Below are 15,856 nucleotides of genomic sequence, written 5' to 3' on the forward strand. Positions count from 1 at the left end.
GCTGGGCCCCGCCTCGTGGCGTGCGGGGCGAGAGACGAGGTGGACCATGAGGACGGCGAGCCCACCAGGACCGACCTGGCGGACGCTGACGGCGGCCCAGAAGCAGAGGCGGCTCCAGGCGCTGCGGCGGGCGCAGCGTCACCAGCTCGAGCTGGACGTGCGCATGCTGTCCGCCCTCCGGTGACCGACCTGCGGATCGGGGTGCTCGGCCCGCTGCAGGTGACCCTCGACGGTCGGCTGGTGGAGGTGGGGCCCAAGCGGCACCGCGAGGTGCTGGTCAGCCTCGTCGTGGACGCCGGTCGCGCGGTGCCGGCGGACCTCGTCCTGCAGCGGGTCTGGGGCGAGCGTGGAGCCTCCCTGGCGAGCCTGCACGCGATCATCTCGCGGCTGCGTGCCCGTCTCGGCGCGGGGGCCATCGCGACGACGCCCACCGGCTACCGGCTCGACGTGCCCGTGGACGCCGTCGATGCCCCTCGCTTCGAGGCCGCCGTGGCCCAGGCGCGGTCGACCGCCGAGCCCTCGACGGCCCGGCGCTTGCTCGTCGACGCGTTGGCGAGCTGGCGCGGGCCGGCCTACGCCGACGTGCACCTGGAGGTCTCGGAGGCCGAGGCGCTGCGCCTGGACGACCTGCGCCTGGGAGCCCAGGAGCTGCTCGCGGAGCTGGACCTCGAGGTCGGTCGGCACGCGGACGTCGCGACCAGGCTCCCCACCCTCGTCGCGGAGCACCCGTTGCGCGAGTCCCTGCGCGCCTCGCTGATGCTCGCGCTCTACCGGTCCGGTCGGCAGACCGAGGCGCTGGCGTCGTACGACGACGCCCGTGAGCTGCTCGCGGAGGAGCTCGGGCTCGACCCGGGGCCCGCCCTGCAGCGGCTCCACCACCGCATCCTGAACCAGGACCCCGACCTCAGCGCTGTCGCCTCCGTCGCGCCGACGTCCCCGCCGGTCTCCTCCCTCGTGGGCCGCGGCTCGGAGCTGCAGAGGATCGCCGCCGCCGTCCGTTCCTCCACCGAGGGCGCGCCCCGGGTCTCGGTGGTCATCGGGGAGGCCGGCATCGGCAAGACCCGCCTCGTCGAGGAGGTCGTCCGGACGGCGGACGTCCCCGCTGTGTGGGGGCGGTGCTGGGAGCACCACGGCTCGCCCGCGCTGTGGCCCTGGGAGCAGGCCCTCTCGGCGCTGGCCGTCGAGGCCGGTCCGGAGGCCGTCCGGGGCGCCCTGACCGGCAGGGCCGAGGCGGCGGCCCTGCTCCTGACCGACGTCCCGGGCCTCGACCTGGCGGCGACCGAGGTCCCGGCGGCCGCGCCGACGCGCCTGTACGACGCCGTCACGACGTTCCTCGAGGCGCTCACCGCCGACCACCCGGCGGTCCTCGTCCTCGAGGACCTCCAGTGGGCCGACCGGGAGTCCATCGAGCTCGCCAGCTACGTGGCAGCGTCGCTGGGTGCGGCACGCCTCGCCCTGGTGCTCACGATCCGCGACCCCGCCGACGGGCCGGGCCGACCCGGCGCGGACCTCGTGGCCGACCTGACCCGGAGCCGGCGCCTGGAGCGCGTCGACCTGCAGGGACTGACCGTCGAGGAGGTGCGGGCGCTCGCCGGGCAGTGGGTCGACGGACCGGTCGACCGGCGGGTGGCCGAGGCACTGCGCGACCGCACCGAGGGCAACCCCTTCTACGTCTCCGAGCTGGCCCGGCTCCTCACCGACGAGCGAGGGGTCTCCGGGCGCGCCGACGTCCCCGTTCCGGCCGGCGTGAGGGCCGTCATCGAGCGCCGGCTGCGGCACCTGCCCGAGCTCGACCGGGAGGTGCTGCGCACCGCGTCGGTGATCGGGCGCGAGTTCGAGCTCGGCGTGCTCGCCGAGGTGGTCGACCGGCCCCGTTTCGACGTCGTCGAGGTGCTCGACCACGCCATCCAGGCCGGCCTGCTCAGCGCGCCCTCCGGCCGGGAGCAGCGCTTCTCGCACGCCCTGGTGCGCGAGACCCTCGTCCTGGGTGTCGGCCCGCACCGGAAGGCCCACCTGCACGCGCGCGTCGCCCGTTCCCTGGAGTCCCGGCGCGGCGACGACGAGGTGCGGGCCGCTGCGATCGCCCACCACTACGCGTCCGCGGGGGAGGCCGGGTCCCCGGAGACCGGCATCCGGTGGGCGCTGCAGGCGGCGTCGTACGCCGAGCGCCGGGTCGCCCTGCACGAGGCGGAGCGCAGCATCCGCCAGGCGCTCGAGCTGGTGCCGCTCGTGCCCGCCGCCGCCGCGGGCCGGTGCGAGCTGGAAGTCCGCGTGCGCCTGGGCTCCCTGCTGACCCTGCGCCTGGGCTACAACGCGCCGGAGGTCGCCGAGCAACGGCGCCTCGCCCTCGACCTCGCCGAGCGGGTCGGCTCCGTCGACCACCTGCTGTCGGCGCTCTGGGGCACCTGGGGCAACGCGCTGGTGTCCGGAGACTTCGCAGCGGCCGACGCGACCTGCGAGCGGCTCGAGGCCGCCGTGGGACGGACCCAGGACCCCTTGCTGGGGCTCGCCCTGCACGCGGCCCGCGGGCAGACGCGATGGCACCAGGGCCGGCTCGCCGAGGCGCGCGACGACCTCGAGGCCGCCGTGGCCCTGGCCGACACCCTCGACGATCTCCCGGTCGACGTGTTCCTGCAGCACCCGGGCATCCAGGCCCGGCTGTGGCTGGCGGTCGTGCTCGCGCTCCAGGGCCTCGTCGACGAGTCGGACGCGCTGGCGGAGGACACCGCCGAGCAGGTCGCGGAGCTGAGACACGACTACACCACGGCGTACGCCGGCATCGTCCTGGCGCTGCGGGACCTCTGGCTGCACCGCCCGGCGTCGGCCGAGCGCCACGCGCGTGGCGCGGCCGAGACCGCGCGTCGCCACGGGTTCGAACAGCTGGAGGCCTTCGCGCTGATCCCGTCCGGAGGCGCGCACGCCCAGCTCGGTGACGTCGCGACCGCCGAGACCCAGCTGCGCGCCGCTCTGACGGCGTTCGGCGCTCTGCCCAGCGGGCACATGTTCGGTCACCTGATGCTGGGACTGCTCGCCGACACCCACCACCGGGCAGGGCGGGGGGAGGAGGCGCTGGCCGTCGTGGACCGGGCGCTCGAGGAGTCGGCGCTGCGGGGTGAGCGCTTCCACCTGGCCGAGCTCCTGCGGCTGAGGGCGACCGTGCGGCAGGCCGTGGGCGAGGAGCCGGGCGAGGACCTCGCGTCGGCGCGCGCGGTCGCCGCCGCCCAGGGCCTCGTCCTGCGCGACTGAGGTCGCGCGCCGGACCACCGCGAGCAGCCCACTACGAAGCGGCCCCTCCCCGATCGGGGAGGGGCCGCTCCTTCTGGTGGTGGCTCAGCAGCCCCAGAGCCCGCGCTCGTGGCGCCTGGCGTCACGCTGTGCCCTCGCGTACGCCGTGCGCCGCGCCGGCGGCGCCTCGGCTCGCTGGAGGCGGGCCCGTCCGGCCCTCAGCTGTGCCAGCGCCGGGTCCTTGCGACCGACGCGCACGTGCCAGGGGCTGGCGCCGGTGAGGCGCGACCGGCTCGTCGGGACCAGCGTCAGCGACGCTCCCGGTCGCAGGAGACGGGCCAGGGCGCGGCGTGCGGCTCGCCCCGTGCAGGTCCTGCGGGGGTCGGCGAGGCCGGCGAGGTCGACCTTCATCGGCCGCCGCACGCCGGTGGTCCGGACGGTGACGGTGTCGCCGTCGAGCACCCGCACCAGCCGAGCCGGTCGCGTGGCACCCGGTGCGGGAGTGCCCGGGCCGTGGGGATCGACGGGGTCCACCGGGTCCACGGGGTCGGTGGGGTCGCCGGGACCCGCCACTGTCCAGGAGTGGCGCGCCGGGCTCTCGTCGGCGTTGCCGACGGCGTCCAGCGCACGGACCTCGAAGCGGTGCTCGCCCGGCACGAGGCCGGACAGCCGGGTGCCCTCCGGTGCGCAGGTCCCCCACTCAGCGGCGCCGGACCCCACGGTGTGCCGGCACTCGAAGGTGCCGGTCTCGGTGCCGGTGTAGGCGAACTCCGCCTCGCCGCCCTCCAGCCGTCGCACCTGGAGCCGGGTGTCGGGAGCCGTGGCGTCGACCGTCCAGTCCCGGCGGGCCGGGATGAGGTCGAGGTCGTCGCCGATCCTGGCGTAGACGGCGACGGAGTGGGGTCCGTCCGTGAGGTCGTCGAGGGTGAGCGTCCCTCGGTCGCCGGTGCCGCACGCGTTCCACGGGCCGCGATCGAGGGCGCACCAGAACTCGTTGCCCTGGACGGTGCTGTACGAGAGCTCCGCCCGACGCGACGACACCGTGGCGGAAGGCCCGCCGGTGATCGCCGTGTCCACCACCGTGGTGGAGGTGCCGGTCGCGCCGACCTGCCCGGCGCTGTCGGTCGCCTGGACGTCGACCATGTGCCGGCCCTCGGCCGGCCACGTGTGCTGCACGCCGGACGCGCAGTCGACGTACTGGGCCCTCTGCCCGAAACGGCACTGGGTCGACCCCTCGCTGGTCGAGAAGAAGTAGGTGCTGGTGCGCTCCTGCGTGGTCGAACGGCTCTGGGTGATGGGGGAGACCACCGGCCGGGCATAGTCGCGGAAGCGGACGGTCACGACCTTCTCGTCGCTGGTGAAGGCCCCGGACCCGATGCCGCACTCCACGATCAGGGTCCCGGGTGCGTAGCGAGTCTTGTCGCAGCCGGACCAGTTCCCCTGAGCCCAGTTGTCGGCGGGGAAGTCGGCGGGGTCGGCGCGCAGCCACAGCCAGGCCTCGAAGACCTCGCTGTTGCGCCAACGGGGGCAGGCCTGGACCGCGTTGGCGTCCTGGTTGTCGGTCTGGTCGCAGGTCGTCGGAGCGCCGTCCTCGACGGAGCCCTCGACGATCCGGACGCTGCCGGCGCCCTGCACCTGGACGACGAGGCCGAGCTGGCCGGCGTGCGCGGGGGGCGTCAGCACGACCTGGGCCGAGGCCAGGAGGACGCCGCAGAGCAGCACCAGGAGTGCGGGCCTGAGTCGTTGGTTGAACATGATGGTCCTTTCGGCGTCGGAGGACGCCCTTGCGTGGTCGGGCCTCGTGGGCCGAGCCGGGGCGAGTCGCCCTGGCTCGGCCAGCATCGCCAGGACCTCTTGCGACTGGCTTGCGCCGCAGAGATGCGAAGACCCCCGACCAGGGGGGATGGTCGGGGGTCCTCGGTCCGGGGGGTCAGGAGCGCTCGGGCAGGGCCATCCACTCGGCCCAGGTGAGGTCGCGCCCGACGTAGCGAGGTCGCTCCAGCGGCCACTCGTCGGCGATCCAGCGGGGCACGAGCTCGTCGAGGGCGCGCTCGACGGCGGTGCCGACCGCGTCGTCCACGACCCACCACGAGATCTCGGCGTCGGCACCCTCCTTCTCCGGCGGGTCGACGTAGACGCAGCCGAGCAGGACGCTCTCGTCGGCGTCGAAGAGGGCGTAGTTGAAGGACTCGTGCGCCTCCGTCTCCGCCGCGTGGCGGGCCAGGTCGTCGCGGTCCTGCTCGTGGGTCATGAGCGCCGGGGGCCAGCCCCACGCGGCGCCGTAGATCGTCCACAGCCGCTCACGCGAGCCCATGACGGCGACCATGTCGAGGTCGACGTCGGTGGGCTGGATCGGGCGCAGGTGGTGGCCGGTCCCCAGCTCGACGCGCCGCGGGTGCTGCCACTCGGCGGGCAGCCAGGTCGCGGTCGGGCGTCCGCTCGTGCTCTCGGTCATCGCTCTCGCCTCCTCGGGGTCGTGGTGGTCCACCGTGCACGGCGGCGCTTGCCGTTCGCCTGCGGCTCTCTTGTGCCCGGCCTACGAGGAGCCCGCGTACGCGACGACCTCGTCCACAGACATGCGGCGGCCCGTGCCGACGGCCTCGTCGAAGGCCCGGTCGCCGAGGACCTCCCGCGACCCCGTCAACGCCTGGGCCAGGAGCACCTCGTCGGGCTGGTAGTAGCCGTAGACGTCGGCGCCGACGACCTCCCGCACGTGCTGCGCGCTGCCGTGGAGGACGGGCACCCGGGTGAGCCGGCCGTCCAGCGACTCGACGACGGCCAGCATGTCCAGGAAGTAGGCGAGGTTCGCCAGGTCGCCGGTGTCCTGGCTGAGCGCGATGCCCTCGGCGAGCTGGGCACGCGCCGCGACCCGGTCGTCGAGCTCGAGGGACACCTGAGCGGACGTGAAGAGGGCGACGTAGATCGCGAGCCGGTCCTCGCGCTCGCGTGCGGCGGCCAGCGCCACCGCGAGCAGCGACCCGGCCTCACCGGGGCGTCCCTGCAGCAACCGGACGGTGCCGCGCCACACGTGGGTGAGGGTCCAGAGCCACCCGCGCTCCTCGCACAGGAAGGTCGCCTGCTCGAAGCGCCGGTCCGCCGTCGCCAGGTCCCCCTCGGCGAGGGCGAGGAGCCCGGTGCCTGCGACGCAGTGACCCTGGCCCTCGGTGTCGCCGACGGCCGCTCCGAGCTCCGCACCCGCCGCCCAGACACGAGCGGCGAGGAGGTCGCCCTGGGCGAAGGTCATGGCGCCCAGGGCCGCCATCGCGCGCAACCGTGCCGCGTCCTCGACGCGCGTCGACAGGACGGCCTCGAGGAGCCGCCGACCCTCCGCGAGGTCCCCTCGCAGCCACCAGAACAGCCAGAGCGCCCAGCAGAGCCACGCGGCTCGGTCACTGCGACCGGCCGCGACGGCCCGCTCGACCGCGGCCACGAAGTTGGCGTGCTCACGCTCGACGAGGGCCAGCCCCTCGACCGTCCCGGGCCCGCGGAACGACGGCTCGGTGTCCGTCGCGAGCCTCAGGAAGTACGTCAGGTGGGCGGCGTCCACGGCGGCCGCCTCCGTCGGGTCGAGCAGACTGTGAGCGTGCTGACGCACGGGCTCGAGCAGCCGGAAGCGGGGGAGCGGGCCCGGGTCGAGGTCGGGCACGACGAGGGACTGCTCGACGAGCGACTCCAGCACCGTCAGGACCGGCGCGGAGGACGAGACCACCTCGCGGGCGGCGTCGAGGGTGAAGCCGTCGACGAACACCGAGAGCTGACGGAACACCCGTTGCTCCTCGGGCTCGAGCAGTCGGTAGCTCCAGTCGATGGTGGCGTGCATGGTCCGCTGGCGAGCCGGAAGGTCGCGGGCGCCGGCGCCGGCCATGACCTCGTCGAGCCGCTCGAGGATCGCTGCGGGCGACAGCAGCCGCGTGCGCGCCGCGGCCAGCTCGATCGCCAGCGGGATCCCTGCCAGCCGCCGGCAGATGGCACCGACCTCGATCGCGTTGCCCGCGGTCAGGGTGAAGCGCGTGGACACGCTCGTGGCGCGCTCGACGAAGAGGGAGACCGCGGGGGAGGACGCCGTCAGGTCTGCGTGCCCGGCCTCGGGCAGTGGCAAGGGCGAGACCTGGAACTCCGACTCGCCCGTGATGCGCAGGCTCGTGCGGCTGGTCACCAGCACGGTCAGGTGCGGGCACGACGCCACGAGCTGACCGATCCGGGGGCCGGCCTCGAGCAGGTGCTCGGCGTTGTCGAGCACCACGAGTGCCCGCCGCGGACGCAGGTGCTGCACCACGGCCGCGAAGGCGTCGAGACCCTCCACGGCAGGCAGCCCCGTGGCGCGGCCGATCGCGGGTAGGACGGCGGCGGGATCGGTGAGCCCCGCCAGATGGACGACTGCGACGCTGTCGGGGAACGACGGGCGCGCCGCGGTCGCGACGGCGAGGGCGAGCCGCGTCTTCCCGACGCCGCCGACGCCCGTGAGCGTCACCAGTCGTGGTGCGGACTCCTCGACGAGCGCGGTGACGTACTCGACCTCGCGCTCGCGCCCGAGCAGCGCGGTGAGCGGCGGGGCGGGGCCCGGGTCGACAGGCTCCGGCGGATGAGGTGTCGACGGACGGGTGGTGCGAGCGGCCGCCGGCTCCGACCGCTCGGGCCCGAGCAGCGCCGGATCCTGCTCCAGGATCCGCTGGTGCAGCTCCTGGAGCCCCGGGCCGGGGTCGAGGCCGAGCTCCTCGGCCAGCGCCTCGCGCCCGGCGGCGTACGTCGCCAGCGCGTCCGCCTGCCGCCCCGCGCGGTAGAGCGCGGTCATGAGCCGCGCCCGGAACGCCTCGCGCAGCGGCTGCTCGAGGACGAGACGAGACAGGGTCTCGACGGCGGCGTCGTGGTCCCCGAGGGCCAGGTCGAGCTCTGCGGCGAGCTCGTGCGCCGCCAACCGCTGACCGTCCAGGCGGGCCGCCTCGGCCAGCGCGAACGGACGGTGGATGTCGGCGTAGGCAGGGCCGTGCCACAGGTCGAGGGCGTCCCGGACCAGCACCCGGGCGCCGCGGCGGTCGCCGGTGGCCGCGGCCTGGCGGGCGGCGGCCAGCCGCTCCTCGAAGGTGACCGCGTCCACCGCGCCGGGGGCCTCGAGGCGGTAGCCGGGCGGAGCCGTCACGACCTCGACCCCGGGGGAGTCGGCCAACCGTCCGCGCAGCCGACTGATGACGGCGTGCAGGTTGGCCGTGGTGGCACCGCGCGTCCCGTCCCCCCACACGCGCTCCAGCAGGGCGTCGGTCGACACCACCCGCCCGGCGTCGACCAAGAGCGCGGCCAGCACCTCGCGGTGGCGGGGCGAGCCGATGTCGAGACGGGCTCCGGTCGAGTCCGTGACCGCCAACGGCCCGAGCACACGGATCACCACAGCACGCCGGTGCACGGGGTGGTCGAGAGCACCCTCGGATGCTAGAGGAACGGGCCGCTCGCCAGCCGCCTCGTTCCGACCACGGGACAAGGGAACGACAAGCGCCCGAGGGCACGCTGGCAGCTGTATCGCACTGAGCTCGAGGAGAGGACCAGCCATGACGTGGCTCATCACCGGCGGCGCCGGCTACATCGGCTCCCATGTCGTACGAGCACTGAGGCAGGACGGCCGGCCTGTCGTGGTCCTGGACGACCTGTCGACCGGCCGACTCGAGTTCGTCCCGGAGGGGGTCCCCGTGGTCGAGGAGTCGCTGCTCGACGCGGACCTGCGCAGTGTCCTCAGCGACCACGACGTCCGAGGGGTCGTCCACCTCGCGGCGTTCAAGTACGCCGGTGTCTCGGTCGAGCGGCCGTTGCACACCTACGAGCAGAACGTCACGGCGCTGACCAGGCTGTTGTCGGCCATGGTGGACCGCGGTGTGGACAAGCTCGTGTACAGCTCGAGCGCCGCGGTCTTCGGTGCCCCGGACGTGGAGCTGGTGACCGAGTCGACGCCGACGGGTCCGTCGACGCCCTACGGTCGCAGCAAGCTCGTCGGCGAGCAGATGCTCGCCGACGTGGGGCGGGCGCACGGCCTGACCCACACCAGCCTGCGCTACTTCAACGTCGTCGGCTCGGGCACGCCTCTCGTCCGTGACGTCAGCCCGCACAACCTCCTGCCCGCGACCTTGGAGCGCGTCGCCAGGGGCGAGGCTCCCCAGATCATGGGCCACGACTTCCCGACCGACGACGGCACCGCGGTCCGGGACTACGTCCACGTGAGCGACGTGGCACGTGCGCACGCCTCGGCCGTCCGGCGCATGGAGGAGCGGCAGCCCTGCGAGCCGGTCTACCACCTCGGGAGCCGGACCGGCACCTCGGTCCTGGAGGCCATGAGGACGGTCCGCGAGGTGACAGGGACAGCGCTCGAACCCCGCCTGCTGCCGCGGCGACCCGGCGACCCGGCCCGCATCGTCGCCGACTCCGAGCTGGCCGCCCGGGACCTCGAATGGCAGGTGCGGCACTCGTTCCGCGACATGGTGCAGTCGGCCTGGGACGCCCTGCCGTCGTGACGCCGGTCGGGTCGGAACGGCGGGACAGGTGCGGGGGTCTCGACGTCCGCTCGCTGCGCTCGCTGCTCGACCACCGAGGTCGCTAGAGGTCCAGCGCCGCCGTGTGGGTGAAGAGGGCGCTGTAGGCGTTGAGGGCCTGCTGGCCGCCGAGGTGGGCGTAGAGGACGGTGGAGTCGCGCGGGATCTCGCCGTCGGTCACCAGGTCGACGAGGCCGGCCATGGACTTGCCCTCGTAGACGGGGTCGAGGATGACGCCCTCGAGCTGGCCGGTGAGGCGGATCGCGTCGAGGGTGGACTGCGCCGGGATCCCGTACTTCTCGCCGGCCCAGCCCTCCAGCACGACGATCTCGTCGTCGCGCAGGTCGCGCCCGACGCCGATGAGCTCGGCGGTGGCACGCGCGATCCGGGCGACCTGGTCGCGGGTCTCGTCGATCTTGGCGCTGGCGTCGATGCCGATGACCCGCCGCCGCGGGCCGCCTGCCTCCTCGAGGGCGGCGAAGCCGGCGATCATGCCGGCCTGGGTTGAGCCGGTGACGGCGCAGACGACGACGGTGTCGAAGAAGACGCCGAGCTCGCGCTCCTGCTTCTCGACCTCCTGGGCCCAGCGGGCGAAGCCCAGCCCGCCGAGGCGGTGGTCGGACCCGCCGGCCGGGATCGCGTAGGGAGTGCCGCCGCGGGCGGTGACGTCCTCGATCGCCTGGCGCCACGAGTCCTTGAAGCCGATGCCGAAGCCGGCCGGGTCGATGCGCACCTCGGCGCCCATGACGCGGCTCAGCAGGATGTTGCCGACGCGGTCGGCGGCGCTGTCGTGCCAGTCGACCCAGTTCTCCTGGACCAGCACGGCCTTCATGCCCAGGTGGGCCGCGACGGCCGCGACCTGCCGGGTGTGGTTGGACTGGTAGCCGCCGATCGAGACCAGGGTGTCGGCGCCCTGCGCGATCGCGTCGGCGACGAGGTACTCCAGCTTGCGGGTCTTGTTGCCGCCGTAGGCCAGCCCGGAGCTGACGTCCTCGCGCTTGGCCCAGATCGAGGCGCCGCCCAGGTGTGCGGTGAGCCGGTCGAGGGGGTGGACGGGGCTGGGGCCGAACGTCAGCGGGTGGCGCGGGAAGTCGGTCAGGGGCATGTCAGTGGTCCTCGGTCTCGTGGGCGGCGTGCTCGGTCGTGGGGAGGCTGTGCCAGGTGTCGAAGGCGACGGCCGCGGCGAGGTGGGCGTCGCCCTCGCCGCACAGCCGGATGAGCTCCGCGTGCCGGGCCATCGAGGCGCGCCCACCCAGGGAGGCGAAGCGCAGGCGCTCGGCGCGGCGGAGCATCGGGGTGAGCTGCTCGAGGACGCGGGTCAGCGCACCGTTGCCGGCCACGGCCACGGGTACGGCGTGCAGGTCGTCGTCGGCGCGCAGGGCGGCCTCGACGTCACCGGCCTCGATGGCGGCGCGGAAGCGGGCGTCGGCCTCGCGCATGGCGGCGAGGTCGGTCTCGGTCAGGCGCGGCGCGGCCTCGCGCACCGCCAGCTCGTGCATGGCCGCGACCACGTCGCGGGCCTCGGCGAGCGCGCGGAGGTCCAGGCTGCTGACGGTCGTCGAGCGACCGGGCTGGGCCACCACGAGGCCGGCGTGGGCGAGCTGCAGCAGCGCCTCGCGCACGGGGGTGCGGCTGACGCCGAGCCAGCTCGCGAGCTCCCCGTCCTTGAGCTGCTCGCCGGGGGCGAAGGTGCCGTCGACGATGGCGTCGCGCAGGCGGCGGTAGACGTCGTCGCGCAGCAGCGTGCGGTCGACGGAGACGGCGTCCTGGGGGATGGGCATGCAATATATTGCACACAGTCAGGGGTCGGAAGCAAGCGAGTCGGCCTCCCGCGCCAGGTGGAGGTCGGTCAGCGCACGACGTCGAGGACCTGCATCCGCACGAGATCTTCGCGACGGTCCGCTGCCGGGTCCGGAACCCCGCGCCGGGTACCGGTGTGGGTGAGCCATGACCCGACCGACCACTTCGTGCACGTCCGTGGCGCGACCGAGCACAACCTGTGGAACGTCGACGTCGACCTCCCGCGCGACGCCATGGTGGCGTTCACGGGGGTGTCCGGGTCCGGCAAGTCGTCGCTGGCCTTCGGCACGATCTACGCCGAGGCGCAGCGCCGCTACTTCGAGTCGGTGGCGCCGTACGCGCGCCGGCTGCTGCAGCAGGTCGGCGCCCCGCACGTGCAGGAGATCACCGGGCTCCCGCCGGCGGTCGCGCTGCAGCAGCGGCGCGGCGCCCCGACGTCCCGGTCGAGCGTCGGGACGATCACCACCCTCTCCAACCTGCTGCGCATGCTCTACTCGCGCGCCGGCACCTACCCCGCCCACGCCGACCGGCTGGGGGCCGAGGCGTTCTCGCCGAACACCGCCGCCGGCGCCTGCCCGCGCTGCCACGGCCTGGGGGTCGTGCACGACGTCGCCGAGGAGCTCCTCGTCCCCGACCGGGACCTCAGCATCCGCGACGGCGCCATCGCCGCCTGGCCCGGCGCCTGGCAGGGCGCCAACCTGCGCAGCATCGTCATGGGCCTGGGGATCGACGTGGACCGGCCGTGGCGCAAGCTCAGCAAGAAGGACCGCGACTGGCTGCTCTTCACCGACGAGCAGCCCTCGGTGCTGATCAAGCCCGAGCGGGACCGGATCGACCACGGCTACTACGGCAAGTTCTGGAGCGCGCGCAAGCACGTGCTGCACGTGCTGTCCGACTCCAAGAGCGAGCGGATGCGCGAGCGGGTGCTGCGCTACATGCGGTCCACAGGGTGCCCGGACTGCCGGGGCACCGGCCTGCGCCCCGAGGCGCTGGCGGTGAGCTTCGCCGGTCTGTCGATCGCGGAGGTCAACGCGCTCTCGCTGGTCGACCTGGTCGAGCACCTGCGCCCGACCGCCGAGCTGGCCGACGCCGGCGCCGCCGTCTCCTCGGCGGAGTCCGGCGAGACCACCGAGGTCGCCGTCCGGCTGTCCTCCGACCTGGTGGCCCGGGTCCAGGTGCTCCTCGACCTCGGGCTGGGCTACCTCAGCCTCGGGCGCGGGTCCACGACGCTGTCCCCGGGCGAGGCCCAGCGCCTGCGGATCGCGACCCAGCTCCGCTCGGGGCTGTTCGGCGTGGTCTACGTGCTCGACGAGCCGTCGGCGGGGCTGCACCCGGCCGACGCCGAGCCGCTGCTCGAGGTGCTCGACCGGCTCAAGGCCGCCGGCAACTCGCTGTTCGTCGTGGAGCACGACCTGGACGTCGTCCGGCGCGCCGACTGGGTGGTCGACATCGGCCCGGGCGCCGGCGAGGGCGGGGGACGGGTGCTGTACTCCGGACCGGTCGCCGGCCTCGAGGAGGTCGAGGAGTCGTTGACCGGCCAGTACCTCTCCGGCCGGGCGCCCCGGCTCGACCACGAGCCGCGCGCCCCGCACGGCTGGCTGCACCTGCGCGGCGTGACCCGCCACAACCTGCGCGACGTCTCGGTCGACGTGCCGCTGTGCGTGCTGACCGCGGTGACCGGCGTGTCCGGCTCGGGCAAGTCCACGCTCGTCACGCAGGTGCTGTCCGAGCTCGTGCGCGGGCACCTCGGGCTCGCGCCCGACGACGACGAGGAGGCCGAGCTCGAGGTCGACGTCGAGGACGCCTCCGGGCTCGAGGCGTTCGACCGCCTGGTCCGCGTCGACCAGCGGCCGATCGGTCGCACCCCGCGGTCCAACCTGGCGACGTACACCGGGATGTTCGACGCCGTGCGGCGGCTCTTCGCGGCGACCGACGAGGCGCGTGCCCGCGGGTACGCCGCCGGGCGGTTCTCCTTCAACGTCGTCGAGGGCAGGTGCGAGACCTGCCAGGGGGAGGGCTTCGTCTCGGTGGAGCTGCTCTTCCTCCCCGGCACCTACGCGCCGTGCCCGACGTGCGGCGGCGCGCGCTACAACGCCGAGACGCTCGAGATCACCTACCGCGACCACACCGTGGCCGACTTGCTGGCGATGTCGGTGGACGACGCCGCGGAGTTCCTGGCCGACGTGCCGGCGGCCGCGCGCAGCCTGGAGACGCTGCGCGACGTGGGCCTGGGCTACCTGCGGCTCGGGCAGCCGGCCACCGAGCTCAGCGGCGGCGAGGCGCAGCGGATCAAGCTGGCCACCGAGCTGCAGCGGGCCCGCCGCGGCCACGCGCTCTACCTGCTCGACGAGCCGACCTCCGGCCTGCACCCGGCCGACATCGCGCTGCTGCTGCGCCAGCTGCACCGCCTCGTCGACGCCGGCAACACCGTCGTGCTGGTCGAGCACGACCTGGACACGATCGCCACCGCCGACTGGGTCATCGACCTCGGGCCGGGCGGGGGAGACGCGGGTGGCGCCGTGGTCGCCACCGGTACGCCGGCCGAGGTCGCGCGCGCGGAGGGCAGCGTCACCGCGCCCTACCTCGCGCGGCGGCTCAGCTGAGGCCGTCGGCCACCGTGGCGAGCGCGTCCGCGAGCTCGGCCGGCCGGCTGTACATCGGCCAGTGGCCCGAGTCGAGGTCGACGTACTCGACGCGGGTGGCCCTGGCGAGCTCCGGAAGGTCGCCCGCGGCCACCCAGGCGCGCGCCTCGTCGGGGCTGTACTCCGGGCACACCATGACGACCGGGACGTCGTAGCGGCGCTCGTCGGTGAGGTGCACCAGGCCGGTGACGACCGCCTCGGGCACGTCGACGGCCGCGGCCTCCATCCGCGCCCGCGCCTGCGCGTCGAGGTCGGCGGTGTCCGGCCCCTCGAAGGGCTCCCAGCCGGGGAAGGCGAGCACGCCGTCGCGCGGCTCGAGGTGCCCGAAGTAGCGCTCTCCGTCGGCGCCGGGGAAGCCGCCCACGAGTGCCGCGGCGGCGACCCGGTCAGGGCGGGCGTCCGCCCCGATCCATGCCAGCGTGCTGGCGGCGGAGTGGCCCACGACCAGCGGCCTGCCCTCGGCGGCGTCCACGGCCGCGACCACGGCGGCGACCTGGTCGTCGAGGGTGGCCGACGTGGCGCCGTCGCCCTGACCGGGCAGGGTGAGCGGGAGGGGGCGGTGCCCGCGCGCCTCGAGCCCGGGGACGACGCCGTCCCAGGCTGAGCCGTCGAGCCAGAGACCGGCGATGAGGATGATGTCCATGACGCCCACGGTAGGGCCGGTTCCGGACGATCGGCTTCCGCTTCGCGACGACCCGTCCTAGGCTGCCCCGATGGCCTCGGAGACCAGCCCGACCGCCCGCGCGCTGCTGGCGCTGGAGGTCCTGCGCTCGCGGCCGGTCACGACGGCCGAGGAGCTGGGTGAGCGGCTGGGCGTCACCGAGCGCGCGGCGCGCCGCTACGTCGCCATCCTGCGCGAGGCCGGCGTCCCGGTGGAGTCCGAGCGCGGCCCCCACGGCGGCTACCGCCTCGGCAGGGGCACCCGCCTCCCCCCGGTGAGCTTCACGCAGGAGGAGGCGCTGGTGCTGGTGATGGCCGTCCTCGACGGGCAGTCGACCTCCTCGGACTCCGCGGGGCTCGTCGCCGCCGCGCTGGGCAAGGTGGTGCGGGCGCTGCCCGAGGGCGTGGGCCGGGAGGCGGCCGCCCTGCGCGAGCACGCGTCGGCATCGCCGCGGGCGAGCGACGCCCGTCCCGACCCCGCGACGACCAGCGCCCTGGTCGCGGCCTGCGCGGAGCGGCGGCGCGTGGTGATCGGCTACCGCAGCAGCGCCGGCGACGCCTGGGAGAGCGAGGTCGACCCGTGGGCGGTGGTCGTCCGCTTCGGCCGGTGGTACCTCCTGTGCCACTCCCACCGCGCCGACGCCGTCCGCACCTTCCGCGTCGACCGCATCGACGCCGTCCAGCCGGCCGCGGGCACCTTCGAGCCGCCGGTCGACCTCGACCCCGCGGCCGCACTCGAGCACCACCTCGGCACGGGGTGGCAGTACCCCACGCGCGTCGTCTTCGACGCGCCGGCCGCCGACGTGCAGCCGTGGGTCCGCGGCCCCATGGGGCGCCTCCAGGGGCACGGCGACGGCTGCGTGCTCGTGGGCAGCACCCGCAACCCCACGATGTACGCCGCCGAGTGGCTGGCGGGCGTGCCGTTCGCCTTCCGGGTGGAGGAGGGGCCCGAGCTCCGCGAGGCGGTGGCCGTCCTCGCCGCCCGTCTCGCCGCCGCCGTCGCCGGCTGAGCCCCGC

11 protein-coding genes are annotated in these 15,856 nt (G+C 74.8%); 5 read left to right on the plus strand and 6 right to left on the minus strand.

The features are described from left to right. The first annotated feature begins 46 nt into the window (after positions 1-46). A complete protein-coding gene (locus tag E4622_RS22945) occupies positions 47-184 on the plus strand; it encodes a hypothetical protein (protein ID WP_167736172.1) in 138 nt (45 codons plus the stop codon). Continuing rightward, positions 181-3,246 carry a BTAD domain-containing putative transcriptional regulator gene (locus tag E4622_RS20130; protein WP_134742015.1) on the plus strand — a complete coding sequence of 1,022 codons (3,066 nt, stop codon included), beginning with the start codon at positions 181-183 and terminating at the stop codon, positions 3,244-3,246. Before E4622_RS22945 ends, E4622_RS20130 begins: the two co-directional genes overlap by 4 nt. A gap of 84 nt (positions 3,247-3,330) precedes the next feature. On the opposite strand, the gene E4622_RS20135 is transcribed toward E4622_RS20130, so the two are convergent. From E4622_RS20135 to E4622_RS20145, 3 genes are all read right to left on the minus strand, one after another. Beyond that, positions 3,331-4,980 carry a hypothetical protein gene (locus E4622_RS20135; protein WP_134742016.1) on the minus strand — a complete coding sequence of 550 codons (1,650 nt, stop codon included), beginning with the start codon at positions 4,978-4,980 and terminating at the stop codon, positions 3,331-3,333. 175 nt (positions 4,981-5,155) lie between these two features. Then, positions 5,156-5,680 (minus strand): GNAT family N-acetyltransferase, encoded by a 525-nt coding sequence (locus E4622_RS20140; RefSeq protein WP_134742017.1) that lies wholly within the window; start codon positions 5,678-5,680, stop codon positions 5,156-5,158. 81 nt (positions 5,681-5,761) lie between these two features. Beyond that, positions 5,762-8,605: a BTAD domain-containing putative transcriptional regulator gene (locus tag E4622_RS20145; RefSeq protein WP_167736173.1), complete on the minus strand. Its 2,844-nt coding sequence runs from the start codon at positions 8,603-8,605 to the stop codon at positions 5,762-5,764. A gap of 160 nt (positions 8,606-8,765) precedes the next feature. Here E4622_RS20145 and galE point away from each other — a divergent pair, with 160 nt between their 5' ends. Next, the gene (gene galE / locus E4622_RS20150) at positions 8,766-9,719 is read left to right on the plus strand and encodes a UDP-glucose 4-epimerase GalE (RefSeq protein WP_134742019.1); all 954 of its coding nucleotides are present in this window, start codon (positions 8,766-8,768) and stop codon (positions 9,717-9,719) included. Between the two features lie 82 nt (positions 9,720-9,801). Here the strand turns inward: galE and E4622_RS20155 are convergent, their stop codons facing one another. Next, positions 9,802-10,842 (minus strand): 1-aminocyclopropane-1-carboxylate deaminase, encoded by a 1,041-nt coding sequence (locus E4622_RS20155; protein WP_134742020.1) that lies wholly within the window; start codon positions 10,840-10,842, stop codon positions 9,802-9,804. 1 nt (position 10,843) lies between these two features. After that, positions 10,844-11,518, minus strand: a complete 675-nt coding sequence (locus E4622_RS20160) for a GntR family transcriptional regulator (protein ID WP_134742021.1) — start codon at positions 11,516-11,518, stop codon at positions 10,844-10,846. A 252-nt stretch (positions 11,519-11,770) separates the two neighbouring features. On the opposite strand from E4622_RS20160, the gene uvrA reads away from it, so the two are divergent. Then, positions 11,771-14,140 carry an excinuclease ABC subunit UvrA gene (uvrA, locus tag E4622_RS20165; protein ID WP_348537016.1) on the plus strand — a complete coding sequence of 790 codons (2,370 nt, stop codon included), beginning with the start codon at positions 11,771-11,773 and terminating at the stop codon, positions 14,138-14,140. Here uvrA and E4622_RS20170 read toward each other — a convergent pair. Continuing rightward, positions 14,133-14,822, minus strand: a complete 690-nt coding sequence (locus tag E4622_RS20170) for an alpha/beta hydrolase (RefSeq protein ID WP_134742023.1) — start codon at positions 14,820-14,822, stop codon at positions 14,133-14,135. The two genes, uvrA and E4622_RS20170, sit on opposite strands and share 8 nt — an antisense overlap. A gap of 70 nt (positions 14,823-14,892) precedes the next feature. On the opposite strand from E4622_RS20170, the gene E4622_RS20175 reads away from it, so the two are divergent. After that, positions 14,893-15,849, plus strand: a complete 957-nt coding sequence (locus tag E4622_RS20175) for a YafY family protein (protein ID WP_134742024.1) — start codon at positions 14,893-14,895, stop codon at positions 15,847-15,849. The last annotated feature ends 7 nt before the right edge of the window (positions 15,850-15,856 follow it).

Origin of the sequence: Nocardioides sp. 503, assembly GCF_004522095.1 — a bacterium.
Classification (GTDB): Bacteria; Actinomycetota; Actinomycetes; order Propionibacteriales; family Nocardioidaceae; genus Nocardioides.